Consider the following 24,944-nt stretch of genomic DNA (forward strand, 5'->3'; position numbering starts at 1 on the left):
TTATGGTATCAGAATATCTTAAACAGAATACAGCAGAGTATCACGATGCGGCAGAAAAACTTTTTAATTCTGAGAAGATTTTCAACAAAACCTTCACTTTAGAGGATTATAAAAAAATCATTCATACCAATTACCTGATGCTTCTTCACAGCGAAGATAAAATATTCAGCAGCCTGTCTGACAAGTATGCAGAAAAACTTCAGCTTGAGGAAAGAAAGAAGCTTTCCCTTATTGAAAAAGACCTGAAAAGCCTTTCCCTGAAAAATCAGGAAGTTTCCCATCCCCTGGATTTCGATAATGAACATGAAGCGCTTGGAGCGATGTATGTGATTGAAGGGTCTACGTTGGGAGGAAATGTTATTGCTAAACAGCTTTCTAAAACGGAGGGTTTTGATGACGTTACTTTCAATTTTTTCGGATGTTATCAGGAAAATACAGGCCCGATGTGGAAAAACTTTAAAGAAGTTCTGGATACTGAGGTGGCAGAAGAAAGCTACAATGAGGTGCTTTCCGGCGCAAAAAAACTGTATTCGTTTTTACTGAATGTCAACTAATTATTTTAATTCTAATTAAATTCCTGAAAAATTGCGCAATTTTTCAGGAATTGTTAAATTTGGGGAGTTTCAAATTTAACTTAACTAACAAAAAAATAATTTAAAAAGTAACAATATGAAAGTAACTGTAGTAGGTGCAGGCGCTGTAGGAGCAAGCTGTGCAGAATACATCGCAATGAAGAACTTCTGTTCAGAAGTAGTTTTGGTAGACATTAAAGAGGGGTTTGCTGAAGGGAAAGCAATGGATTTGATGCAGACAGCATCTCTTAACGGATTTGATACAAAAATTACGGGTACAACAGGAGATTACAGCAAGACTGCAGGTTCTCATGTAGCAGTAATCACTTCAGGAATTCCCAGAAAGCCTGGAATGACAAGAGAAGAATTGATCGGTATCAATGCTGGTATCGTGAAAGAAGTTACTGAAAACTTAGTAAAACACTCTCCGGAAGTAATCATCATCGTGGTTTCCAATCCAATGGATACTATGGCTTACCTTGTTCACAAAACTTCAGGTCTTCCTAAGCACAAAATCATCGGAATGGGTGGTGCATTAGACTCTGCAAGATTCAAATACAGATTGGCTGAAGCTTTAGAAGCTCCGATTTCTGATGTTGACGGAATGGTAATCGCTGCTCACAGTGATACAGGTATGCTTCCATTATTGAGCAAAGCGACAAGAAACGGGGTTCCTGTAACTGAGTTCTTAAGTGATGAGCAACAAAAATATGTCATCGAAGAAACGAAAGTAGGAGGAGCTACGCTTACAAAATTATTAGGAACTTCAGCTTGGTATGCTCCAGGTGCTGCTGTTTCTGTAATGGTTCAGGCCATTGCATGTGACCAGAAGAAAATGATCCCTTGTTCTTTAATGCTTGAAGGAGAATACGGACAAAATGATATCTGCTTAGGTGTTCCTGCGATTATCGGAGCGAATGGAGTAGAATCAATCGTAAATGTAACATTGACTGCTGAAGAGCAATTGAAATTCGCTGAAGCTGCTAATGCAGTAAGAGAAGTGAATGGAGATCTTAAATTTTAATGATTTACCCACTTTAAGCAGGAATTAAAATAGATATAATCCGGCTGTTTCAAATTTGAAACAGCCGGATTTTGTTTGAGTATTTGAATGGAGGAAGTTTTCGGCGCGGCCGAAGGCCGCGCCGAAAACTGATTATAAAAATAAACAGCTGCTATTACTTCGTTGTTTTTACGAAATGAGTAACAGACTTCACAAATTCTTTATTTTTCTCGTAGTACAAAAGATGTCCGCCATCAATAGAAACTACTTTCTGATTGGGAAACCGGAAAGTTTTATAATGCTGAGTTCCGACTGCTTTATCATTTTTTCCGGTAATGATAAGTACCGGAACACGAATGTCCCTGGTGATGGGTGCATAATCGGCATAATATTCAGGAAATTCTTTGGGTTTTGAGATTACTGCCATTCCAAAGTCGATGATGCGGGGATGAAGAGAATCTATTTTATCAGACTCTTTTATGGTTTCAATATCTTCGGTCAGGAATTTATACCCGATTCTTTTCTTTCTTAAAGCGCTGCTGACTTTTGAAAGCTCTGAAGAAAGACTGTCTTTAGGAATCACTCTGTTTTTTAACTGTAAAAGGCTGTTTCCGTATTCAATCTGTTCTTTGACAGATTCATCATTCAGAAAATGAAGGGTAACGTTCGCAAGAATGAGTCCTTTGGTATACTCTGGATATTTTTTTGCATAATTGACTGCTATGATTCCGCCAAAGGAATGAGCCAGCAAGAATACCTTTTTCAATTTCAGATGCTGTCTCAATTCTTCAATATCCTGAATCATTTTATCGAGATGATAGTTGTCCGATGTGCCGGATTTTCCGGAACCCCGTTGATCCATATAGATCATCCGTAAGTTTTTTTCCAGATTATTTCCACCCATCAGCTCAAAAGATGGATATCCCTGTCCGGGACCACCTGGAATATAAATACAAGCTTCTCCTTTTCCGGAGACTTTATATTTGATCTTTACGTGATCTGAGGTCTCAAAGATGCCTTCTGACGGTTTATTCTGAGCTGAAATGACAGTCAAGGAAGTGAGAAAAAAGAGTAGGATAGCAATTGTTTTCATATTATTATAACAACTGTATAAGGGTATTTATTACTAAAATACCAAACTATCTTCCTTTGGCTCTGTCACGTCTTAATTCTTTGATTATATTGTACAAATGCAATACATTTAAAAAGAGCATTATCTTTAAGTTCTCTTACTTTATCAGATTGTTCCTGAGTATTATTTGCCTTGAAATGCAAGGGTAGCAGCTTGATCTATTAACGATTATGGAGTTCTTTTATGGTATTAAAATTCTGCAATCTTTTCAAACAATTCAGGGTAGCAGGTGACTAATCCACTTTCGTCAACCGAAATTTCAGCTTTAAAATCGGTTTCGATATTTTCATACAGGTATTTATTAACAGCTGTCCGGGTATATTGTTGTTGAACAGGTCTGATATGATGTTTTAACACGTCAATATATATAATATTAATCTTTTGAGAACCACTCTCTGAAAGCTTTAAATTGTTGATCGGTAGAGTATTGGTAAACGGAGTAAGAGAAATGTCTATGAAATTGAAATGATCAAACTCAGGATTTACAACACCATTAATTTCCCATTGGCTTTGATTTCTTTTTCCCGAAAAAGTTTTTTTAATTGTATTGACCTCAGATTCAATCAAAAAATCCTGAACGATCCAGTCTTTATCAATGTGAATTTTATACTCTGTATTATATATTTTATCCTCAAGACAACCGATGATTTTTGATTTTACCGTATAGTTTTTATCATCAGATTGTAAATTAAAATATTCAAGAGATTGGTAAAATATTCCTTTCCAGATTAATGTCTTCATAATGATATTCTTTGATGTATTATTAAGAGATGCAAGTTAATGAATGCTATTGCTGATTGCAAAAAAGAGCGGTAAAAACCGCTCTTCCAAAATTTTATCTAACAAAATACATTTATATATAAACACACCCGCATCCTGTTTCCCATTCCTGGCAAAGACGCATTGGTTCATTACATCCGGGATTACCGCCACCGCCACCCGAAACTCTGTAACAGGTACCATCGCTGCAATAGTAGGAACCTATTGTCGGAGGGCAGTTGCCATCCATATCACATAAGGCATAAGGAGTATCGCCTCCACTGATCAGCAACAGCTGATTTCTCTTTAGTTTTTTAAGATTTTTCATAGTAATCATTTTTAATTTGTTGATTACTAATGTATAAAATTATTAACACGCCAGCAAGTGTTTTAATGAATATGATATATTACTCTATATCCAAAGTCATGAAAAGCGCAATTTCCTCTGTATTTTCGTACAACCTTGTGTTGAGTCCGGTAATATTAAATCCCATTCTTCTGTAAAATTGTATCGCAGGATAATTGGTATTTTGTGTTTCCAGTTCAATAACCCTGCAATTTAATCTCCTTGCTTCTTTAATGGCGTTTTTAATCAGCATGATTCCGATTCCCTGCCGTCTGTATTTTTCGTCAACCAGAATGCTTTCTATATAAAAACTGTTGTTCCACGTCCTGTGTTCACAGATGATCCAGCCTGCCAGCTCTTCATTGACAAAAGCACCAAAGGAATTTCCCTGTTCAATGATCGTATTCATTTCTTCAAGGTCTTCGGAAGTCGTTTCCCAGATTTTGGTATAAGGCAAAGACTTTTCCTTTATAATAAACTCAAAAGAACCTCCGAATTCAATAGATGAAACCACATACCGTATGTCTGTTGTATATCCGTTATGTCCCCATCCTGCGCTGGGATTGGAGGACAGCTGCTGTAATTTTTTTATTTCCACCTTTACATTTTATTGCATTTCAGTACAGATTTCTACCAGATAATTGCTGGGATCTTTGATATAAGCTGTTTTTTGTCCCCATGGTTTTACCGCGATATCTTCGTAAAGAACAGCCCCGTTTTTTAGTGCCTTTTCTACCAAGGCTTCCACATCATCCGTTGTAAATCCCAGTTCCATTCCAAAAGGTTTGTCTTCTGTTTTTGCGGTTAAAAATCCTTTTTTAATATTGGAACTGGCCAGGTTCACAGAAGCAAATGAAAGACTTGTTTCCCCGGTCAGCAGTTCGCCATAATCTTTTTCAGGAGTGATGAATTTTATTTCGGAACCAAAGGTGTTTTTATAAAAATTCATGGACAGTTCTACATCTTGCACGTACAGAATAACATATTTGAATTTGATCATAAGATTGAATTTGAAAGGTTTATTTCTTGTTTACAATATATTCTTCATCTACCATCAACACTGAATGGGGTCCGCGTAAAGGATATTCCTTAAAGCTTCCGAAATGACCGAAATGAAGAGGATATTTCTGGCTAAGCTGCCGCACTTTACGTCCAAATGAATTGATGTCAACCTTTTGAATGGTTTCTTTTTTCTGTCTGCCATTGGTGAAAAAGAGCATCAGATTACAATGATTTTTATAATCAAAATCATTATAGTAAAATACATGGATGTTTTCTTCTCTGCATATACGGTCTAAATCATTAATAAGAACCTGCTTGTACTGCAAAGGCAGATTGCAATCAATTCTGGCTGCATAATTCTCTGCATTGCTTTTTCTGAAATCCGATCCCACCATCTGGATGAAGCGGTGTTCTATATTTTTGAATTTTTCTTTTTCCGGAGGAAAACTTCTGGTAGATTGAATGGTAAAAGGAACACTGTAATCCACTGATACAGCATTTTCCCGGATTAATAATTCTTCAATTTCTAATGCAAACTGAAAATGGAAATCAAAAAGCATATGGCCACCAATATTGATGATTACTTGATTATCATCAATATTCAGGTGTAAATAGGTTCTTTTGAAGTCAGATTTTAGCGCTTCCAGTTTATGGACAAAACCATCTGTATTTTCCACATGTACTCTGGCAGTCAGTTCAGCAGGAGTATCGGCATGTCCTCCAAGTCCAGGAGAAAATTTGAAAAATTGAAAGTCATATAAATGGTCTGGGAATTTGAAATACCAGTATACACCTAATATCATTGGTTATTAAATAATTTAGAAATTAAAAAACTGTATAAATTTTGATAATCTGGATTTGAATTCAATTTTTTCATAATCTTTATCAGGATTATATATTTTAATGTCAACCTTATTTCTATCTTTGATTACAAGCCCTGAATGATTTTCAAGGTTTGAACTGATTTGTTCCAATAGTCCCAATTGCAGCATCACATCTAATATTCTTTCTCCATCCGCAAAATCTTCATAAATACTAACGGGAAGAGGATGGTAGTCAGGCGTAGACTTAATATAACGAGAAAAAAAGTAAGGATCAAGATCCCCAAATTCCATCCCAAACATAAAAGGAACTTCAATCTGCTGTTTTGTAGTTACATTTTGAAAGTGACAATGAAAACCATGAAGGAAATATCTCCATTTACCTACTTTTCCACTCTGAGTTCTTCTACTTCGACCTTTGAAATAATTAAAAGCAAGAAAAGGGAAATCTTTGTTTAGTTTTATTTTCTTCTTTTCAAAAAATAAACTGACCAGTTTTTCTCCAAGTTTTCTGTAGTCTTTTGCACACTGTACAAAAAATAATTGGTTGGCAATTATCTCTTCTTTTGTAATGAGTTTCGTTACTTCAATTTTAGGCTCCATCGAATGAATAGCTATTTGAAAATGAGGAAGATTTTTCGTTAATTGTTCACCATAATCCTCTCTGATATGATTGATAGGATGATCAAAAACTATTCTGATTATTTTTTGTCGAGGAATATTTCTGAGGTAATCAATACAAGGAAGCTCTTGTATCGATTTAGCAGTTATTACATGAGTAGTTCTTTCCAAAACATTAAATCAATGATTAGTTCAAAATTAAATAAAATTTCACACTCCAAAACTTTCAAAACCCTTAAATTTGTCAACAATAAAAATTTACTTGGATGCTTAGGAACATTTCAATTGCGGCAGCTACTTTATTCTCCGTAGTTACAATCAATGCACAGAAGAACAGAAATACTCAACTGGAAAGACCTAAATTAGTCGTTGGTCTGGTAGTAGACCAGATGCGTTGGGACTATCTTTACCGTTTTTATGGTAAATATGGAAATGACGGTTTCAAAAGACTTTTAAATACAGGATATTCTTTGAATAATGTACATATTCCTTATGTTCCTACCGTTACAGCTTTGGGACACACATGTATCTATACGGGTTCTGTACCGGCTATTCACGGAATTGCAGGAAATGACTGGACAGATAAGGAAACAGGTAAAGGAGTTTACTGTACTGCAGATGAGAACGTTCAGCCGGTAGGTACTACCAATACAAAAACGGGAAGCCATTCTCCGAAAAATCTTTGGTCTACGACAGTCACTGACGAATTGAGACTGGCAACAAACTTCCAGGGAAAAGTAGTCGGTGTCTCTTTGAAAGACCGTGCTTCCATTCTTCCTGCAGGACACACTCCAAACGGAGCTTTCTGGTTTGATGACAGTACCGGGAATTTCATTACCAGTACATGGTATATGAATGATCTTCCTCAGTGGATAAAATCATTCAACTCTCAGAATCTCCCTGAGAAATTAGTAGCGAATGGCTGGAATACTTTACTTCCAATCAACGAATATACAGAAAGCGCACCGGACAATTCTCCTTGGGAAGGTTTGTTGGGAAGTGCAAAAACACCTACTTTCCCTTACAGTAATCTAGCAAAAGACTACCAGACTAAAAAAGACAATATCCGTTATACTCCTTTTGGAAATACATTGACTTTAAAGCTGGCAGAAGCTTCTGTAGAAGGTGAAAAGCTGGGTGGAGATAATATTACAGACTTCTTAGCGATTAATCTGGCATCTACGGATTATGCAGGACATAAATTCGGGCCGAATTCTATTGAAGTAGAAGATGTATATATCAGATTAGATCAGGATTTAGCTGAGTTTTTCAAGTATCTTGATTCAAAAGTAGGAAAAGGAGAGTACACGGTTTTCCTTTCTGCTGATCACGGTGGAGCACACTCTGTAGGATTCCTTAAAGAACATAAAATCTCTACAGGTTTCTTCGGAGAAGATGCGGAAAAGAATCTGAACCAGAAACTGAAAGAAAAATTCGGAACTGATAAACTGGTCAATGCCATTGATAACTATCAGATTTATTTTGACAGAAAAGTATTGGCAGATAACAAGCTTGAACTGGATGATGTAAGAAATTTCGCTATAAAGGAAATTGAAAAAGATCCTACCGTTTTATATGCTGTTTCTGTGGACAAAGTTCAGGAGTCAAGCATTCCGGAGCCAATTAAACAAAGAATTATCAACGGGATCAACAGACAGAGAAGCGGAGATATTCAGTTAATCTCTCATGATTCTATGCTTCCGCCATATTCTAAAACAGGAACTACACACAGTGTATGGAATTCTTACGATTCTCATATCCCACTGATCTTTATGGGTTGGGGAGTGAAGCAGGGAGAAAGCAATAAAGAATATCACATGACAGATATTGCTCCTACGGTATCTTCCTTATTGAAAATCCAGTTTCCAAGTGGAAATGTAGGAAATCCGATTACCGAAGTTATTGGTAAATAAATTGAAAATTTTATATCATAAAAAAACATCCCAATTTGGGATGTTTTTTGCTTTCATAGCTTACGATGTTCTTATCATTTGCTGTATCTCTTTATGAAACTTCTTATTCTGTTTTCTGATTTTTATAATAGAATATAAAAGCAGAACGATCAAAATGCATCCCAGAAGAACTGAAGCCATTTTAATATAACGATAATGAGATTTCAGTTTCTCACTTTTCAAAGCTGTTTCCTTGTTGTGGTTGTCGATCACCTGATTAATAGATTTCAGTTCATTCTGCTTTCTTTTAAATCTCATTTCCATGTGTTTTTTGTTAAACTGCTGATAGAGATTCTGTTGTCCCATAGCAAGATAATTCTCAGCCAATTCTTTATAAAGTCCTTCGTTCAGGATAATATCTCCGGTATTTTTAGAAAGATCCTCAGCTTTTAGTAAAAGGTTTATCGCTGTTTGATTTTCATGTCTCTGTTTGTGTATTTCAGCAATTCCTTTCAAAGCAAATGCTTCCAGACTTTTACCATAATTCTTCCGGGTATAGCTGACAGACTGTAAAAATGACTCTTGTGCTTTGTCAATCTCATTAAGGTTCAGATAACAGTACCCAATATTGTAGTATACCACACTCATATTGGAGTAAGTGGTTTTCTTTATGGGAACCTTTTCATAATTTCGTATAGAAATCAGGAATTTTTCCAGAGCAATTTCTGAATTAGACTGACTTTTATATACCATTCCTCGTATTGCGTAGCTCGCAGCCGTTTCAATATATTTCTCCGGATTTTTTTCAGGAATTTTTGCAATATACTGTTCTGCCTCATTCAGTGTTTCTAAGCATTTGTTGAAAAGTTCCATTTGCTGATATTGGATCGCCACTGAGATGAGAACACCTGCCTGGCTTCTTGCATCATTGGTTTTCTGAGACAATTCTTTTGCTTTTAGAATATATTGTAAAGACTCTTCAAAATTTCTTTTAGCAATATTGGCAGTTGAAAGCAGCATATAAAGATTAATGGAAGTTTTGATATCACGAGATTTTTTTAATAATTGTTCTCCGATTTTGATGGTATTATCGGGGTTGTCGTAAATTTCAAGTTTGGCCTTTCTTAGTAAGATACTATCAGGTGTCTTTTGTGCCTTCATACCATTACAAAAGGCAACCAGCAACACTATTATTTTAAAAATTAATTTCATAAGGCTTTTGTTTTACTGATTTCCTGAATATAGGCATTGGGAGACATTCCGGTAACGGATTTGAAAACAGTAGTGAATGCACTGTGTGATGAGAATCCTGAATATTCTGCCAGATAACTTACTTTATAATTAAGAAAAGTAGAATCAGTTCTTAATAGCTGTACAATATGATTGATTCTAAGTTTATTAATGTATCCATTGAAGTTTTTTTCCTTACTGTTAATAATTTCGGAAAGGTACTTTGTATTGATTTCCATTTGAGAAGAAAGCAGCGACAGAGACATGTTTTTATTGAGAAACCTATCGGATTTTTCAAATTCTTCTAGCTTTTGAAGAATTTCATCTTCTTTTTCCTTCGATATTTTGGGCGTCCCACTATCTTTTATTGTAGTTGTTTTATTTAAAATAACTGGCTGAGTCTTTTGACTGGTCTGTTTTTCAAAGAAATCAAACTGTTTTTTTAAATCTTTATTTTTACTTCTAATGACTAAAAAATAGGCAAGCAAGCCCAGAATTATCAAAGATAAAATGAAGATTAAAACCGAGGAAGATCTTAAAAGCATATACCTCTGAAATTCAATGTTTTTATTCTGATTGGTTTCCACAAGCTTCACGAGATATCGTATTCCTTCTTTTAAACCGGAATCTGTTTTTGTTTTTAAATCAGTGTAAAGTTTATTGTACTGATGATATTTTGCATCATTATGTACCGCGTAATAATTACGGGACAGTGATTCGTAAATTTTAATTTTTAAATTATTAAACGGAAGATTCTCGATCAATCGAAGACCTGCCTCCAATTTTTGAATAGAGGTTGCATAATCCTGCTTCAGAAAATAGTATTGGGACAGATTCTCATAAGCCAAACCTAAAAGAAACGGCTGGTTTTTCTGAGATTCAAGATCAGCAATCACATTTTCTATAAGTGTTTTATATTCTATTGATTTATTTTGCTTCAGCAGATAAGAAGAGCGAAAAATTCTGTTTTCTATTTTTAAAATTCTGTTCTCTTCATTATGATTCCCAAGGTATTGGTTGCTTTTATCAAGATTTTGTAAGGCTTCAGGATAGTTTCTGTTGATTCCTGAGTTTAATGCCTGAAGCTGATACAATTTTGCAGTGGTGATTCTTAAGGAACGATCATTACTTTTAGGAAGTTTCTGATCGGATAAAAGATTGGTAATAATTGTCTTTGACTGATTGTATAAACCCAGATTCTGATACTGATCAGCAAGATTATAACCACTGAAGACCTGCATAAAATATGAAAGGTTATTTTTCTGATCAATATCTTCTTTTTGAGCAAAAATATTGACAGACTGTACATAGTCTCCCTTCAGGGCAAAAGCTTGTGAAATAATATTTTGAAGTACAATTTTGTACTCTCTATTTTGATCACTCACAAGAATTCCCTGGGTATAACTTATGCATTCGTCGGGATTCTGATACAATTTCAGAAATGCTTTATCTGCTAGCATATTGAAGTCGGGGCCGGGCTGTCCTTTGGTAATAAGGAAGCAGAAAATAAACAGTAAGATTTGAAATAATTTTTGTCCTGATAAATTGTTTTTTGTGTTTTTTTGAATAATTCCGGTAAAATCCATATTCAAAATATTGTTTTATATCTATTTGGTTATTAGTGTTTTAAAAATTAAACTCTTTTAAAATTCACGAATTATGAAAGTCAATTTCTTTTAATTGAGTGAATGTTGTATTAATATTGTTTTCACCAATTCAAAACGCTAAATATAATAAAATATGAAAAATTTTTACAGAATGTCAATGAAAATATTGATAGCTTATCTTTTCCTGAAATTTGGTTTTGCAGAAGCGCAGCTTACTGTAATCGGCTTGGGAAATTATAATGTAGGCGCAGTATCGGATAATGGAGTAGTAAGCTTGCACACCAGTGCAGGAAGTATATATAAATGGAATGCTGCAGGAGGACTCGTACAGATAGGTTCTATAACAAACGGATATCCGGCTGCAGGCAGAACCATTGTTTCGAATGACGGAACCAAAATATCGTCGTCCGTTACCAATGCCGCAACAGGATTCAATGAAATATCTACTTATGATGTCGCTATGGCCACATGGGTAAACAGAGGCGGGCTTGTACCTACAGGATGGGATGGCAGCGTAAGCTCTACCTGGGGAATGTCGACTGATGGAAATACTATTGTTGGTCTTGGTTTTCTCACCGCAGCGAATGCGCATGCTGTGAAATGGGACGAAGTAAACGGCGTGGTAGATCTGGGAAGTATAGTTCCCGGACGCAGCTCCAGAGCAAACGCAATCAATGCAGCAGGAACAGTGATCGTAGGCTGGCAGGATGAATCAACCGGAACAAGAAGCGGAGCAAAATGGCAGGATGGAGTGGAAAGTTTTATTACAGATAATAATGGGAATCATGTAGGAGAAGCAGGAGGAATTTCTGCTGACGGAAATACAATAATAGGTTCGGCAAATCCTAATCCTTATGTATGGAATGCTGTGAGCGGACTTACTTATATAACGCATCCTAATGCTTCTTTCAGCTTCAAAGGAGGTGCCACCGGGATTTCTGCTGATGGGAAAAAAGTGATCGGGTATTACAGAGCATTTGGGGCTCCTCCCATGTCAGGAGAAGGCTTTATCTGGACCTCTGCCGCCGGGAGAATTAACCTGAATGATTATGCGGCATCTTTAGGAATTGCCACTAATGGAGTAACAATGGGACTTCCTCTTGCGATTTCACAGGACGGAAAGAAAATTGCCGGGTCAGGGACAAATGCTTCAGGGCAGATGATTGCTTTTTACCTGGATACTTCTGAATTTTTATCGGTGAGTGATGCTGTGAAAGAGAAAAACAATACAAGTATCTATCCTAATCCAGTGGCTGACATCCTGTATTTTAAAGGAAAAGGAAAAATAGAGAAAGCAGAAATTTATAATATGGCTGGACAAAAGGTAAAATCATTGGATACTGTAGAAGGACAGATTGATGTTTCATCTCTGTCAAAAGGAGATTATATTTTACAATATTCCGTAAAAGGAGTACAACAGGAGCCTTATAAATTTATTAAAAAATAACATATATAAATAGTAAAGTAGTGGGATGAATGGCTGTTTTCAATATTGAAAGCGGCCGTTCTTTTTTGTGTATATAACAAAAGGATAGCATGTTTTGTATAGAAAAGTCTGATTTTTGGCGAATACATATAAAAAACTATCTTTGCAAAAATTTTGGTTTCCAGTATTTTGGAATGAAAAGGGAATCGGGTGTAACTCCCGGACTGTCCCCGCAACTGTAAATCGCAACACAAGTTTCTGCAAAACGCCACTGTGTAAAAACGGGAAGGAGCAGAATGCGAAAGTCAGGAGACCTGCCAGGATTATAATTAAAAAACATATTGCTTTCGGAGGAAAAGTAAAAAAGTATGGATATAAAAAGATCTTTAGTACTGCTTTTTTCATCTTATGGATGTTTTCTTTTTGGACAAGAGAAAGCCATTGACACTATTTATGTCTTCGATAACCAGATGAACAGGGTGAAACTTTTTCATCCCGTAAAAACAATTACAGCAGAAGATGCTGAAAAAAACTCCAGTAATCTTTCGGAGCTTCTGAGGTTTCAGTCGCAGGTTTTTATTAAAGAAAATGGCCGCGGAGCCGTGTCTTCACCTTCTTTCAGAGGAACTACCGCCCAGCAGACCGCATTCGTATGGAACGGAATTAATATCAATTCTAATTTTTTAGGGCAGGGAGATATCAACAATATTGCTTTGTTCGGCTATGATCAGATCGGTATCAAAGCCGGTGGAGGAAGCGTGGTGTACGGAAGTGGTGCTATCGGGGGAAGTATTCACCTGAATAATACCCTTGATTTTAATAAAGGTTTTCATGGTTCTTTATTTTCTGAAGTGGCTTCTTTTAATACTTATAATAACTTTATAAAAGGTTCTTACAGCAATGATAAGTTCAGTTTTAAAGCCTCCGGAAATTATTCTGTAAGTGAAAATGATTACAAGGTAAGCGATCTGAATTACATCAACAGAAACGGGAATTATTACAATACGACATTCAATATAGGAGCATCCTATAAAATTACAAACGATCATAAGGTTTCGTGGCAAAGCCAGTTTTTTGATTCTTCACAGCATTATCCTGTGTATGAGGAAACGGGAACAAAAACAAAATATACAACTCAAAGCGTAAGAAGTCTTCTTTCGTGGGACTGGAACAAAGCGAAGTTCAGCAATTCCCTTAAAGCAGCCTACACGGAAGAGAATTTTCAGTATTTCGGTTCGCTAAACCAGCCTAAATCCAGTGGAGGAACCGGGAAAAATTATATCTTTAAAAATGATTTTAATTATTTCCTGAACTCAAAATGGAATTTTAATATCATCGGAGAATTTCAGCTTAATAAAGGCGAAGGGTACGAGAGCGGAATATCCAATGTCAGCAGGAATATAGGTTCTGTTTCAGGATTATTGCGGTATTTTGCGACAAAAGACCTGCGTTTTGAAGGAGGGTTCAAAAAAGATTTTGTAGAAGATGTAAAGTCTCCCTTTATGTATTCATTCTCCGGAAAATGGAACGCCGCAAAATGGTATGATCTGAGTATTAACGTATCCAAAAACTTCAGATATCCTTCATTTAATGATATTTATTATGAACCGGGAGGAAATAAAGATCTGAGACCGGAAACCTCTACTCAGGTGGATATGACCAATGAGTTCAAAGCGGGAGATTTCAAACTTACTCTGTCTCCCTATTATATGAATATCACAGATCTTATTGTATGGCTTCCAACGGCTATGGGATACTGGCAGGCATACAATGTCAATAAATCCGAATCTTACGGGCTGGAATCTCAGTTGTCTTTCAGCAAGCAGTGGGGAAATCATAAATTCACAGCCAATGCAGCGTACTATTATGCAAAAGCTATCGATAAAGAAACGAAGATGCAGAGACCTTACGTTCCCATGCACAGGGGAAATGCCGGTATAGATTACGAATATGGTTTTTTCAGGTTTTATGCACAGGGACAGCTGAACGGTGTTACTTATACCACAAGTGATGAAAAGAGATCAGAAGCTATAGATCCTTATTTTCTTTTAAATATGGGAGTTTCTGCCACCTTAGCAAAAAAATATACCTTAGGGTTTAAAGTGAATAATCTAACCAATACCTACTATAAAACCGTTTCCTTCTATCCTTTACCAAAAAGAAACTATAGTGTGTATGCAGCAATAAATTTTTAATAAATTAAAATTGAATAAATTATGAAAATAACTAAACTTTTAACTGTCTTATTTGCAGTTGTACTATTGTTTAATATGTCTTCATGTACAAGTGACTCTGCCGAGTTTGAAATTTCTCCGATCACTTACCAGAACGGATATTTTATCTCTAATGAAGGGAATTTTAACAGCCAGGGTGCTAAAGTAACATTCCTGACAAGAGATTTAAGCTTAAAGCAGGATGACATATATGGGTACAATAACAATAAAGAAATTCTGGGTGACGTTCTTCAGACCATTGGTCTTAATGGAAATAAGGCTTATCTTGTGATCAATAACTCAAACAAAATTGTTGTAGTAGACCGTTATACATTTAAGAAATTAGGAGTAATCACCAATCAGATTGATAACCCGAGAGGAATTGCTTTTGCTAATGACTTTATCTATGTTGCCAACCTAAACTTCTCTACGAATGCAACAAGTGTAACAAAATATAAGGCTTCCGACTATTCGTTTGTAAGCAAAATCACGATGACAGGCGGAGCTGATAAAGCAGTAGAAGCAGGTGGAAATATTTTTGTACAGAATGCTACTTCAGGATATGGAAATATGATTACTTATATCAATACTTCTAATGACAGTAAAACTGAACTTACTGTTCCGAATGGTAAGATCAACAGTACTATTTCATACAAATCCAATGTATATACAATTTCTTCTACAGCTACTGATTCTTATATCTATAAAATCTCCGGCACAGGGGCTATGACACCAGTAGTTACATTGACAGGAATTCCAAGTGCTACCAATCTTCAGATTGATAATGATAAAATCTATTTCAGTTCTGCCAATAAAGTGTATACAACAAGTTTAGCTACACCAACAGTTCCTGCAAGCCCGCTATTAACAGCTGCAGATGGTGGTCCTTATTTTACGCTTTATGGATTTAATGTTATTGATGGTAGAATTTTTGCATCAGATGTTAAACAATTCACTCAGGAAAGTGAAATGACTGTATATTCAGCAACTACGGGTACCAAGCTTACCTCCCTTAAAACAGGTGGTCTTGGTGCTAACGGAACTTTCCTTAACCCGCAATAATTATTACTTCTAAAAATAATTTTTTATTTTTTCATCATTTGTGTTTTTTTCCGGCCGGTTTCTTCGAAACCGGCCGGCTTTGTTTCCTTAAGAAAAAATTCCGGCGGGATGGAACATCCCGCCGGAATTTTTAATATTTTTCTAAATTGAATTATAAGGTTAATCCCAGTTTCTCAGCTTCAGCAATGACAAACTTCGTCGCTTCTTCTTTTTCATTGGGAATTTCACCTTCAAGAATAGCTTCTTTCACTTTCTCTTTCAGGATACCAATTTCACGGCCCGGCTTAAGATTAAACATTTCCATAATTTCTTCTCCGGTGATAGGCGGCTGGAAGTTTCTTACCTGATCTTTTTCTTCCACTTCCTTGATCTTGACCGCTACATATTCAAAGTTTCTTTTGAATTTCTCCTGTTTTTTAGAATTTTTAGTGGTAATATCTGCCTTGCAAAGGGTGAAAAGATCTTCCAGATCTTCTCCGGCATCAAATAAAAGTCTTCTTAATGCAGAATCTGAAGCATCATCCGTAATCAGTGCAATAGGTCTTGATGAAAGCTTGACCATCTTCTGAACATATTTCATATCACTTCCCAAAGGTAATTTCAATCTCTGAAAAAGTGTTTTTACCATTTTTGAACCCAAAAATTCATGTCCGTGAAACGTCCATCCTGTTCCTTCTACAAACTTTTTCGTCGGAGCTTTTCCAATGTCATGAAGAAGGGCAGACCAGCGAAGCCAAAGATTATCGGTATTCACCGAAATATTATCCACTACTTCCAGCGTATGATAAAAATTATCTTTGTGAGTTTGTCCTTCCACTTCTTCCACGCCCTTCAGTTCGATCAGTTCAGGAATAATCAGCTTCATAAGACCGGTTTGTTCCATCAGTCTCAATCCGATAGACGGTTTTTCAGACATCATGATTTTGTTAAACTCTACCATGATTCTTTCCATGGAAACAATCCTGATTCTTTCTGCTTCCTGTTGGATCGCTTTCAGAGAGTTTTCCTCAATTTTAAAATTTAAAGTGGAAGCAAAACGCACTGCTCTCATCATCCTTAACGGATCATCAGAATAGGTTTGCGCAGGTTCCAGAGGAGTTCTTAAAATTTCTTTTTCAAGATCATCAATCCCATTAAAAGGATCAATCAATTCTCCGAAATTATTTTTATTTAAAGAAATAGCCATCGCATTGATGGTAAAATCTCTTCTTTTCTGGTCATCTTCAAGACTTCCGCCTTCCACTTCCGGCTTCCGGCTGTTTTCTGTGTAGCTTTCCTTTCTTGCTCCCACAAACTCAAGTTCAAGTTCTTTATACTTGATCATAGCCGTTCCGTAAGTTTTGAATACGGAAACCTTCAATTTCGGATCTATATCCTGAGCTACATTCTGAGCAAGCTCGATACCGCTTTGTTCCGTTACAAAATCTATATCGGTAGATGCTTTTCTGTTCATCAGCAGATCTCGCACATAACCACCCACAATGTATACGGACTGGTTATTCCTTTCTGCTGCTTCAGAAATGATTTTAAATAGTTTTAAATTCTTATTTTGATTAAGATTAATTTTCATCGTTGATAATAGTGACAATTTCTACGTATGTTACCCATTAATCATAATGAGCATACATTCTACTAATTTTTCCCTCTTCATTAAAAAACATGACTTCAACGGCATGTTTATCCATAATCGACTTATAAAATAATGCTACCGAATCTACTCCTGTCGTGGAATGGATCAGATCAAAATGGAGGTCCGGAAATTTATCCAATGCCTTTCTCCAATATTCACGAACAGCTTCTTTTCCTTTTAAAGAACTTTCTTTATCGCCTGTAGCCAGTGCAATCATAGGAGTTGTAATCTCAATATCATCTGAATAGTGGGAAAGTATATCCTCCAGATCATGAGAATTCCACGCATTGATCCACATTTGGGCAAATTCGTGATGATTCATAGCAAATAGTTTATGAGTTGAGTTTGCAAAGATAGAATTAAAAAAAGAAATCCTGCCGATATGAACTGACAAGACTCTAAAAAGTAAACATAAAAGTTCATAACTCTTATTCCCGAAGAACTTTTATTCTGTTGTCATTCCATATTTTGATCACCGAAGAACCTGAGTATTTTGAAACTTTTTCTCTGTCTTCTTCCACTGCATAATCTACAAGGCTGATCATTTCCTCAGAAATATCAGAGAATTTCAATGGACTTTTTTCACCGCTGAAATTGGCAGAGGTAGATACCAGAGGTCTGTTCAGCTTTGTTATCAGTTTTTTACAGAAATCATTTTTTACAAGACGAATTCCGATACTTCCATCCTCAGCAAGAAGTTCTTTAGGTAAGCCTCTTGGGTTTTCATAAACAATGGTTACCGGCTTCTCACTAAGATCAATAATTTCCCATGCCATCTCAGGAACATCTACAAGGTCCTGAAGTCTTTTTTCAGACTCTACAAGGATGATCATGGATTTGTTTTTTTCGCGCTTTTTAATGTCAAAAATCTTATTGACCGCTTCTATATTAGTGGCATCACAACCAATTCCCCAGATAGTATCAGTAGGGTAAAGAATTGTTCCGCCGGATTTTAATATTTCGATAATATGTTCCATAATTGTAGTGAATTCAAAGAATGGATAAAGGTAGAAAATATAAGAATTTCAGGCAAAAAAATGGGATGTAAATGTGGTTTGTCAACTTGATTATTATGACAAGATGCAAAGATTATAATCCATGAAAAAATGAATTAAAATAAGTTGTCCGCTTAATAGGCTCAATATAATCAGGATGTAGTATTTTTTTGAAATCTTTTTTGGTAAGATGTTGTGAAATCAAGACAGGGAAATTTGATCTTGAACCTTCTTTAATTAAAGTATAAAGAATCGCATTGTTTTTAAAAAATACAATGGTTGTCTGTTCATAATCTTTACCCAAACTGTAGAGATCTGTCGGTTCATTAAGGAAAATCAGATTCCCGGAAATCTTTGAAATTCTATGATGATGTTTTTTTCCATACTCAATGATTCTGCTTTTAGCTTCTTCTTTAGGAATTTCAAACTTAATTTCTTTCAAATGTTTTTCGGTGTATTTACAATACAGGACATATACGCTACAGATGAATAAACTTATAAGAATTGCACACCCGAAGCTGTTATTAAAAGAAAATTCTACTTCTTTTAATAACAGCAGAGAAGCTCCTGCCAATGCAGAAAATCCAAAATAGATCGAGATCGTATCAAACTTATCGTATGAACTTTCTTCAAAAACTAATTTTTCAGTTTGAATACTTTCAGTAATTTTTAAATTTTTTAGAGATCTCATTGAACATCAGGATGAGAATTTATGATTGATAAATTTAGATTTTATGGATAAATATAATGAGCCAGCTATTAAAAATGCAATAGAAGCTATCCACAAAAAATAACCTGTTTCCAAGCTGTATATTCTTCCCATTCTTCCATTTTCTGCAGCCAGAATTTCCTTCCAGAAAAAAAATGTTCCTGCAATTAAAAAAGCTATTGCAGCCAATATCATAGAAATTAAAAAATATTTTTTATAACAGAATACCACTGCAATAAAGAACCAAATATTAGCTGTCCATACCAGAAATTCAAATAGGCCCCCGCCTAAAAAGCTAATCGGACCTATAAGAAAAGTTTCAAATGATTTATAATCTTTAATCTCTCCCATATCTTCAACTTTAAAAGCTGTAAAACAAAAAGAAATTATGAAAATTAACAGGCTGGCAAGGGGAATTCGTTTTCTTACATCCATCCCAATTTCGGTAAATACCTTTCCTCAATAATATTCAGGTGGTGATAATTGTGGCCTATAATCAGTTTTCCGATAGTTTCTACAGAAATTTCATGGCCATTGGCTGTTCCTGTGTTTTGTAAAGCTGAAGGTTGAAGAGTTTCTAATAAAATCTGTGAAGACTTTCTCACCAGTTTGTATTCTTCCAGAAGAGATTCAAGGGTTCTTTCACCTGCAAAAGAATTTTCTGCATATTCATTTTCATCAAATCCGGGAAGATTGTTTTTTTCTCCTCTCGCAAAAGCTAATATTCTGTATTGGAAGACTCTTTCTGTATCAGATAAATGGAGTAGAAGTTCTTTTAAAGTCCATTTTCCTTCTGCATAAGCAAAATTAGATTGTTCTTCGGTAAGGTTGGAATAAATTCCGATGGTTTTGTCTGCTGATATCTGCAGTTCATTGATCCAGTTTCCTGATGGAATCTGATCTAAATATCTTTGGATGTATTTTTGAAAGTCGGTCATATTATTTTTTGTTTGGGTTACGGGTTTTAGGGATTCGGGGTTTTAAGATTGGGGATGGTGAGTGTAATGTATCAATTACTCATTACTCATTACTCATGATTCGTCCACTCGTAGAAATTTACAGAGTCATAAAGCTCAAAACCGCAAGCTGGATACAATTGGTTTCCAATATCATTGCTTTTTCCTGTTTCTAAAAGAATGCCGCATGCTTTTGAGGAACGGCAGTGTTCTTTAGATTCTTCAATCAGTTTTTTAGAGTATCCTTTTCCTCTGTGGCTTTCATTTACGTACAGGTCGTTCAGCAGCCAGTAACGCTGCATTCTTGTAGATGAAAATATAGGATATAGCTGTACAAAACCTGTCAGGTTACCATTTTCTTCCGTAACAAAAATTTCGGAATCTTTGTTTTCAAGTCTGTCCTGAAGAAAGGTTGTGGCAGCAGGAATATCTGATTCTTTGTGATAAAATATCCTGTACTGATCAAATAATTCTGCGAGTTGTGGTAAGTCGGAAACAGTTGCTTTCCTTGAGTTTTTCATAATATCAGTTGGTGTTATAATAAATGAGAAGGATTATCAAAACCCTTCCCATTTAATGTATTGTATGTTAAGAAAAAGCTTTCTCAAGATCTGCAATAAGATCTTCTGCATCTTCAATACCTACGCTTAAACGTACAAGGTCGTCCGTGATTCCCAATTCAGCACGTTTTTCTGCCGGGATTGAAGCGTGAGTCATCAACGCAGGATGGTTAGCCAAAGATTCTACGCCTCCTAAAGATTCCGCAAGGGTAAATACTCTTACTTTTTCTAAGAATTTGATAGCATCTTCTTTCTTACCGGATTTAAAAGTGAATGAAACCATTCCCCCTGATTCCTTCATCTGGGATTTTGCCAGTTCATACTGTGGGTGAGATTCCAATCCCGGATAAATTACCTTATCCACAGCTGGATGTGTCTCAAGGTACTTCGCTACAGCAAGACCATTGTCCGAATGTCTCTGCATTCTTAAGGCAAGTGTTTTAATTCCTCTCAATACAAGATAAGAATCGTGAGGACCTAAAATACCACCACTTGCAAACTGAATAAAGTGAAGTTTTTCTCCCAGTTCGGCATCTTTAGCAATAAGAGCTCCTGCAATTACATCAGAATGACCTCCTAAATATTTCGTTGCGGAGTGCATTACAATGTCAGCTCCCAAATCAATAGGTCTCTGGATATAAGGCGTAGCAAAAGTATTGTCTACTGCCACCAGAATATCTTTCCCTTTTGCAACTTCTACTACTGCTTTGATATCTACTAATTTCATCAAAGGGTTCGTAGGAGTTTCTACCCAGATCAGTTTTGTTTTATCAGTAATGACATCAGCAATTTTAGAAACATCGTCAAAATTTACGAATGTGAATTTCAGCTGATATTTTTCGAAAAGTCTCGTGAACATTCTGTAAGTTCCTCCGTAAAGGTCATCTACAGCAATCACTTCATCACCTGGGTTTAATAATTTCAAAACACAGTCGATGGCTGCAAGACCGGAACCGAAAGCCAGACCTCTCGCTCCGTTTTCAATGCTTGCCAAAGAATCTTCCAATGCCTGTCTTGTAGGGTTGGCAGCTCTTGAATATTCATATCCGGAGTGTACTCCCGGGCTCTTCTGTGCAAACGTAGAGGTTAAAAATACAGGTACATTTACAGAACCTGTTGCAGACTCGTGGTGCTGCCCTCCGTGAATTACTTTTGTATTAAAATTCATAATTTTTTGCTTTAGGCTTAGCATTAAACAATAAAATATATTGCTTAAGCGGATTGTTTATTAAAATTTGCTCTAGCTGAATACAAAAAGCTTACCGCTTACTGCCTTCAGCTTACTGCAATTATATTTTTTTACTTAATAGCAGATTTTACCGCAAATTCTTCTGCAATTTCCTCCATCCATTGTGCTACATCTTCTTCTCCGGTTGCTCTCTGATACGTATTTCCTAAAGATATTAAAATCTGGTGGATAAACATCTTCATCTGGTCTACAGGCATTTCTTTGGTCCAAAGATCAATTCTTAACGCTTCTCTTGTTTTATCATCCCATACGGAAATCATGGTTGCTTTGGTATCTTGTTTTTCAATACCGCCATCCTGAGCGTTCCATGTAATATTTTCCGGTACGTGATTTTCATCAAGCTCTACATCTATCGTAATCTGAGTCTTTCTCATTTTTCTATTTTTTCTAAATTCTAAAATTTCTGTTATTTAAGTTTCGGTTTATAACCGGATTGATTAAAAATTGTGGTAGCATCCATTTTCAGGAACTCTGTTAACTTTGTTTCAGGCTTTTCTTTAAAGTATGCTTTACAGATCTGCCAGCCTGTAAAAATCCCGATTTGTGGTGAAGATTCATTGTCAATTTCTGTATAAAACTTCGAGAATGGGCCTGGGGAAATAAAACGTTCTCCCAGTCTCGGATCATCGCCAAAGATCAGATTACTTTCTACAAAATAATTCCAGATATTCGCCTCATTACTGGTTGCCCATTCATACTGCTTTTGAGTATAATTCATTTTCAAATAATCGGGAGTATCCGGAAGAAAAGCATCCTGAAGAATCATTACTTTTCCGTTCAGAATCATCTGATCAATGAATTTCTGATGATCAGGAGATTCCGTTACAATATTTTCTGCAAACAACTGTGATACTTTAGGAACAATATTCTGCGGATTCATTGATTTTTGGAAATACAACTCCAGTCCTTTGTAATTAGGATTCCCATCACCCATAAAACCAGTTATATCTATGAATAACAGATTGCCTTTTTCATCATAAAATATAGGGTCCTGCACCATCTGTAGAGCAGATGAGAACAGATATACTTTTGGATTTTTAAATTGAGGAAAGTAATATTTGATATGAGAAAACAAGCTCTGAAGCTCATTTTGCAGCTTTGCCTGATCTATTTTCCCGATAGCTTCCTTGTAGATTTTTATCTCCTCAGCATCTGCTCTTCTTTTTTCGAAATCAGCATCAGAAACACTTCCCTGGAACCATGGGAATTGAGCTTTAAACTGATCCAATGGAATGTTCTGATTATAGAATTCTTTGGAAATATCTGTAATGTCAACTTTTTCGGCAGTTTGTTTGACTTCGACCTTCCATTGATTTTCAGGTTCTTTTTTGCAGGAAACAAGCCCGGCAGCTAAAACGGAAGAAAGCGCAATATATCTAAAAATCTTCATTATTTTTACATGGAATTTAAGTTTACAAAAATAAGGATTAAATACACAATTCATGATGAAAATTAAAATATTTACAGCGGGTTGCCTTATTTCCGGGCTTTCTTTTTTCTGCGGACAAAACCTTGAATTTAAAGATAAAAACTTTGAAAAAGCAGTGCTGGAAAATTTTGATCTGAATAAAAACGGAATACTTGAATCTCCGGAAGCAGGTAGGGTTACCAATCTGTTCCTGGTTCAGAAAGGAATTACCTCAGCAGAAGATCTGTCACTTTTTAAAAACGTGAAAATGGTTATTCTGGACGATAATGTAATCCCTGATATTGCCGTAAACAATCTGTCTCAGCTTGAATTATTTTCATGTACAGGATGCAGGATTTCTTCATTCAAAGCCGAAAATCTTAAAAATTTAAGTTCATTATATCTCGATAATAATTTGTTGGAAAGTATTTTGCTGATGGAGATTCCAAAAATTGATCAATTAACATTATCTTTAAATCAATTAAAAACAATAAATCTGCTTCAGTTTAAAGTATTAAGAAAGCTGAATGTAGAACATAACAAGCTTCAGAAAATTGATATTTCCGGCAACCCGGCTTTACAAACCCTTAATATCATGGGAAATAAGATAAGAGAAACAGATATAAAGAAGGGTGCTAAAACTAACGTAACCATTTTTGGAGCTGAAGAATAAACTAATAATTATGATGATAGAAACAGAACGACTGATTTTAAGAAAACTCGAAGACGAAGATTTTGAACGTATATTTTTGCTGGATTCCAATCCTGAAGTTATGAAATACATTGGTGTACCGGTTTTGACGGATATCAATGAATCAAAAAAGGTCATCAGCATGATTCAGAAACAGTATGAGGAGAATGGAGTAGGAAGGCTTGGAGTGGTAGAAAAAGAGAGCGGACTTCTGATAGGATGGAGCGGATTGAAACTGCTTACCCATGAAACCAATGGCTATAAAAATGTGCTGGAACTGGGATATCGTTTTCTGCCGGAATCATGGGGAAAAGGATATGCTGTGGAATCCGGAATAGCTTCTCTGGATTATGGTTTTAATGACCTGAATGCGGAAGTCATTTATGCCTATGCCCATTCTGAACATGATGCTTCCAATCATATTCTAAGAAAATTAGGATTTGAAAAGACCAGCGAATTTGAAGAACCTGATGGCATTTGCTTTTGGTACGAACTAAAGCGTGAAAATTACGGTAAAAAATGATAACAATACGAAAAGAAGAAAAAGAAGATCATCAAAAGGTCTTTCAGCTGACGGAGGAAGCTTTCAGAGAAATGGAATACAGTGATCATCAGGAACAGTTTCTGGTAGAAAAACTAAGACGTTCAGAAGCTTTCATCCCGGAATTATCATTGGTGGGCGAAGATAAAAACGGGGTAATTGTCGGACATATTCTGTTTACTAAAATTAAAATTGTCAATGAAGAAAAATCGTTTGATTCCCTTGCACTGGCACCTGTTTCCGTAAAACCTGAGTTCCAGAATCAGGGAATCGGAACGAAACTGATTCTGGAAGGACATCGAATTGCCAAAGAATTGGGATATGAATCTGTAATCCTTATCGGACACGAAAAATATTATCCGCGCTTTGGTTACAAAAAAACAAGTAATTTTGGAATTTCTTTTCCATTTGATGTTCCGGAAGAAAACGGAATGGCTGTAGAATTGGTAAAAGACGGATTAAAAGATAAAAAAGGAGTGGTAAAATACCCTCATGAATTTGGAATAGACTAAAAAATAT

At 35.8% G+C, this 24,944-nt stretch carries 28 protein-coding genes and 1 riboswitch; of the genes, 9 read left to right on the forward strand and 19 right to left on the reverse strand.

Annotated elements, in window-relative coordinates; all coding sequences use genetic code 11:
* Nucleotides 1-2: 2 nt before the first annotated feature.
* Nucleotides 3-554: a biliverdin-producing heme oxygenase gene (locus tag LIV57_RS14085; protein ID WP_227943075.1), complete on the forward strand. Its 552-nt coding sequence runs from the start codon at nucleotides 3-5 to the stop codon at nucleotides 552-554.
* A gap of 115 nt (nucleotides 555-669) precedes the next feature.
* Complete coding sequence (locus tag LIV57_RS14090; RefSeq protein WP_034699354.1) at nucleotides 670-1,596, forward strand: malate dehydrogenase; 927 nt, start codon at nucleotides 670-672, stop codon at nucleotides 1,594-1,596.
* 154 nt (nucleotides 1,597-1,750) lie between these two features.
* Here the strand turns inward: LIV57_RS14090 and LIV57_RS14095 are convergent, their stop codons facing one another.
* From LIV57_RS14095 to LIV57_RS14125, 7 genes are all read right to left on the reverse strand, one after another.
* On the reverse strand, nucleotides 1,751-2,668 hold the full coding sequence (locus LIV57_RS14095; RefSeq protein ID WP_227943076.1) for an alpha/beta fold hydrolase: 918 nt from the start codon (nucleotides 2,666-2,668) through the stop codon (nucleotides 1,751-1,753).
* 228 nt (nucleotides 2,669-2,896) lie between these two features.
* Nucleotides 2,897-3,448: a putative glycolipid-binding domain-containing protein gene (locus LIV57_RS14100; RefSeq protein ID WP_227943078.1), complete on the reverse strand. Its 552-nt coding sequence runs from the start codon at nucleotides 3,446-3,448 to the stop codon at nucleotides 2,897-2,899.
* 112 nt (nucleotides 3,449-3,560) lie between these two features.
* Nucleotides 3,561-3,794: a hypothetical protein gene (locus LIV57_RS14105; protein ID WP_227943079.1), complete on the reverse strand. Its 234-nt coding sequence runs from the start codon at nucleotides 3,792-3,794 to the stop codon at nucleotides 3,561-3,563.
* Nucleotides 3,795-3,873: 79 nt separating this feature from the next.
* Nucleotides 3,874-4,410, reverse strand: coding sequence for a GNAT family N-acetyltransferase (locus LIV57_RS14110; RefSeq protein ID WP_227943081.1), 537 nt, complete (start codon nucleotides 4,408-4,410; stop codon nucleotides 3,874-3,876).
* Nucleotides 4,411-4,419: 9 nt separating this feature from the next.
* The gene (locus LIV57_RS14115; protein ID WP_227943083.1) at nucleotides 4,420-4,812 is read right to left on the reverse strand and encodes a VOC family protein; all 393 of its coding nucleotides are present in this window, start codon (nucleotides 4,810-4,812) and stop codon (nucleotides 4,420-4,422) included.
* 19 nt (nucleotides 4,813-4,831) lie between these two features.
* Complete coding sequence (locus tag LIV57_RS14120) at nucleotides 4,832-5,617, reverse strand: hypothetical protein (RefSeq protein ID WP_227943084.1); 786 nt, start codon at nucleotides 5,615-5,617, stop codon at nucleotides 4,832-4,834.
* Between the two features lie 15 nt (nucleotides 5,618-5,632).
* The gene (locus LIV57_RS14125; protein WP_227943085.1) at nucleotides 5,633-6,427 is read right to left on the reverse strand and encodes a DUF6896 domain-containing protein; all 795 of its coding nucleotides are present in this window, start codon (nucleotides 6,425-6,427) and stop codon (nucleotides 5,633-5,635) included.
* 95 nt (nucleotides 6,428-6,522) lie between these two features.
* Here LIV57_RS14125 and pafA point away from each other — a divergent pair, with 95 nt between their 5' ends.
* Nucleotides 6,523-8,169: an alkaline phosphatase PafA gene (gene pafA / locus LIV57_RS14130; protein WP_227943088.1), complete on the forward strand. Its 1,647-nt coding sequence runs from the start codon at nucleotides 6,523-6,525 to the stop codon at nucleotides 8,167-8,169.
* Between the two features lie 60 nt (nucleotides 8,170-8,229).
* Here the strand turns inward: pafA and LIV57_RS14135 are convergent, their stop codons facing one another.
* Both LIV57_RS14135 and LIV57_RS14140 read right to left on the reverse strand, forming a co-directional pair.
* A complete protein-coding gene (locus LIV57_RS14135; protein WP_227943090.1) occupies nucleotides 8,230-9,360 on the reverse strand; it encodes a tetratricopeptide repeat protein in 1,131 nt (376 codons plus the stop codon).
* On the reverse strand, nucleotides 9,357-10,964 hold the full coding sequence (locus LIV57_RS14140; protein WP_227943092.1) for a helix-turn-helix domain-containing protein: 1,608 nt from the start codon (nucleotides 10,962-10,964) through the stop codon (nucleotides 9,357-9,359). Before LIV57_RS14140 ends, LIV57_RS14135 begins: the two co-directional genes overlap by 4 nt.
* A 154-nt stretch (nucleotides 10,965-11,118) precedes the next feature.
* On the opposite strand from LIV57_RS14140, the gene LIV57_RS14145 reads away from it, so the two are divergent.
* The 3 genes from LIV57_RS14145 (at nucleotide 11,119) to LIV57_RS14155 (ending at nucleotide 15,686) form a co-directional block, all read left to right on the forward strand.
* Nucleotides 11,119-12,432 (forward strand): T9SS type A sorting domain-containing protein, encoded by a 1,314-nt coding sequence (locus LIV57_RS14145; protein WP_227943093.1) that lies wholly within the window; start codon nucleotides 11,119-11,121, stop codon nucleotides 12,430-12,432.
* A gap of 137 nt (nucleotides 12,433-12,569) precedes the next feature.
* Nucleotides 12,570-12,748, forward strand: a riboswitch (cobalamin riboswitch).
* Nucleotides 12,749-12,779: 31 nt separating this feature from the next.
* On the forward strand, nucleotides 12,780-14,606 hold the full coding sequence (locus tag LIV57_RS14150) for a TonB-dependent receptor plug domain-containing protein (protein ID WP_227943095.1): 1,827 nt from the start codon (nucleotides 12,780-12,782) through the stop codon (nucleotides 14,604-14,606).
* 21 nt (nucleotides 14,607-14,627) lie between these two features.
* Complete coding sequence (locus tag LIV57_RS14155; protein WP_227943097.1) at nucleotides 14,628-15,686, forward strand: YncE family protein; 1,059 nt, start codon at nucleotides 14,628-14,630, stop codon at nucleotides 15,684-15,686.
* Nucleotides 15,687-15,837: 151 nt separating this feature from the next.
* Here LIV57_RS14155 and LIV57_RS14160 read toward each other — a convergent pair whose 3' ends face one another.
* The 10 genes from LIV57_RS14160 to LIV57_RS14205 form a co-directional block, all read right to left on the reverse strand.
* Nucleotides 15,838-17,256 (reverse strand): CCA tRNA nucleotidyltransferase, encoded by a 1,419-nt coding sequence (locus LIV57_RS14160; RefSeq protein ID WP_202838855.1) that lies wholly within the window; start codon nucleotides 17,254-17,256, stop codon nucleotides 15,838-15,840.
* A 37-nt stretch (nucleotides 17,257-17,293) separates the two neighbouring features.
* Nucleotides 17,294-17,638: a nuclear transport factor 2 family protein gene (locus tag LIV57_RS14165; RefSeq protein ID WP_227943099.1), complete on the reverse strand. Its 345-nt coding sequence runs from the start codon at nucleotides 17,636-17,638 to the stop codon at nucleotides 17,294-17,296.
* Between the two features lie 106 nt (nucleotides 17,639-17,744).
* On the reverse strand, nucleotides 17,745-18,293 hold the full coding sequence (locus tag LIV57_RS14170; protein ID WP_047378653.1) for an L-threonylcarbamoyladenylate synthase: 549 nt from the start codon (nucleotides 18,291-18,293) through the stop codon (nucleotides 17,745-17,747).
* Between the two features lie 112 nt (nucleotides 18,294-18,405).
* On the reverse strand, nucleotides 18,406-19,002 hold the full coding sequence (locus tag LIV57_RS14175) for a hypothetical protein (protein ID WP_227943101.1): 597 nt from the start codon (nucleotides 19,000-19,002) through the stop codon (nucleotides 18,406-18,408).
* A gap of 6 nt (nucleotides 19,003-19,008) precedes the next feature.
* Nucleotides 19,009-19,455, reverse strand: coding sequence for a hypothetical protein (locus tag LIV57_RS14180; RefSeq protein WP_227943103.1), 447 nt, complete (start codon nucleotides 19,453-19,455; stop codon nucleotides 19,009-19,011).
* The gene (locus LIV57_RS14185) at nucleotides 19,446-19,958 is read right to left on the reverse strand and encodes a DinB family protein (protein WP_227943105.1); all 513 of its coding nucleotides are present in this window, start codon (nucleotides 19,956-19,958) and stop codon (nucleotides 19,446-19,448) included. The genes LIV57_RS14180 and LIV57_RS14185 overlap by 10 nt, the downstream gene beginning before the upstream one ends.
* 89 nt (nucleotides 19,959-20,047) lie before the next feature.
* Nucleotides 20,048-20,497, reverse strand: a complete 450-nt coding sequence (locus LIV57_RS14190; RefSeq protein ID WP_227943107.1) for a GNAT family N-acetyltransferase — start codon at nucleotides 20,495-20,497, stop codon at nucleotides 20,048-20,050.
* 67 nt (nucleotides 20,498-20,564) lie between these two features.
* Nucleotides 20,565-21,704: a cystathionine gamma-synthase gene (locus LIV57_RS14195; protein ID WP_227943109.1), complete on the reverse strand. Its 1,140-nt coding sequence runs from the start codon at nucleotides 21,702-21,704 to the stop codon at nucleotides 20,565-20,567.
* Between the two features lie 131 nt (nucleotides 21,705-21,835).
* Nucleotides 21,836-22,159 (reverse strand): gliding motility protein GldC, encoded by a 324-nt coding sequence (gene gldC, locus LIV57_RS14200; RefSeq protein WP_002977443.1) that lies wholly within the window; start codon nucleotides 22,157-22,159, stop codon nucleotides 21,836-21,838.
* Between the two features lie 32 nt (nucleotides 22,160-22,191).
* Nucleotides 22,192-23,175 (reverse strand): gliding motility protein GldB, encoded by a 984-nt coding sequence (locus LIV57_RS14205; protein WP_227943110.1) that lies wholly within the window; start codon nucleotides 23,173-23,175, stop codon nucleotides 22,192-22,194.
* A 52-nt stretch (nucleotides 23,176-23,227) separates the two neighbouring features.
* Between LIV57_RS14205 and LIV57_RS14210 the strand changes: the two genes are divergently transcribed.
* From LIV57_RS14210 to LIV57_RS14220, 3 genes are read left to right on the forward strand one after another with little or no spacing between them, the layout of a single operon-like run.
* Complete coding sequence (locus tag LIV57_RS14210; RefSeq protein WP_227943112.1) at nucleotides 23,228-23,866, forward strand: leucine-rich repeat domain-containing protein; 639 nt, start codon at nucleotides 23,228-23,230, stop codon at nucleotides 23,864-23,866.
* A 10-nt stretch (nucleotides 23,867-23,876) separates the two neighbouring features.
* The gene (locus LIV57_RS14215) at nucleotides 23,877-24,407 is read left to right on the forward strand and encodes a GNAT family N-acetyltransferase (protein WP_227943114.1); all 531 of its coding nucleotides are present in this window, start codon (nucleotides 23,877-23,879) and stop codon (nucleotides 24,405-24,407) included.
* Entirely contained in the window at nucleotides 24,404-24,937 is a 534-nt protein-coding gene (locus LIV57_RS14220) for a GNAT family N-acetyltransferase (RefSeq protein ID WP_227943116.1), read from the forward strand. Before LIV57_RS14215 ends, LIV57_RS14220 begins: the two co-directional genes overlap by 4 nt.
* Nucleotides 24,938-24,944: the final 7 nt, after the last annotated feature.

The sequence above is a fragment of the Chryseobacterium sp. X308 genome (assembly GCF_020733145.1).
Classification (GTDB): Bacteria; Bacteroidota; Bacteroidia; order Flavobacteriales; family Weeksellaceae; genus Chryseobacterium; species Chryseobacterium cupriresistens.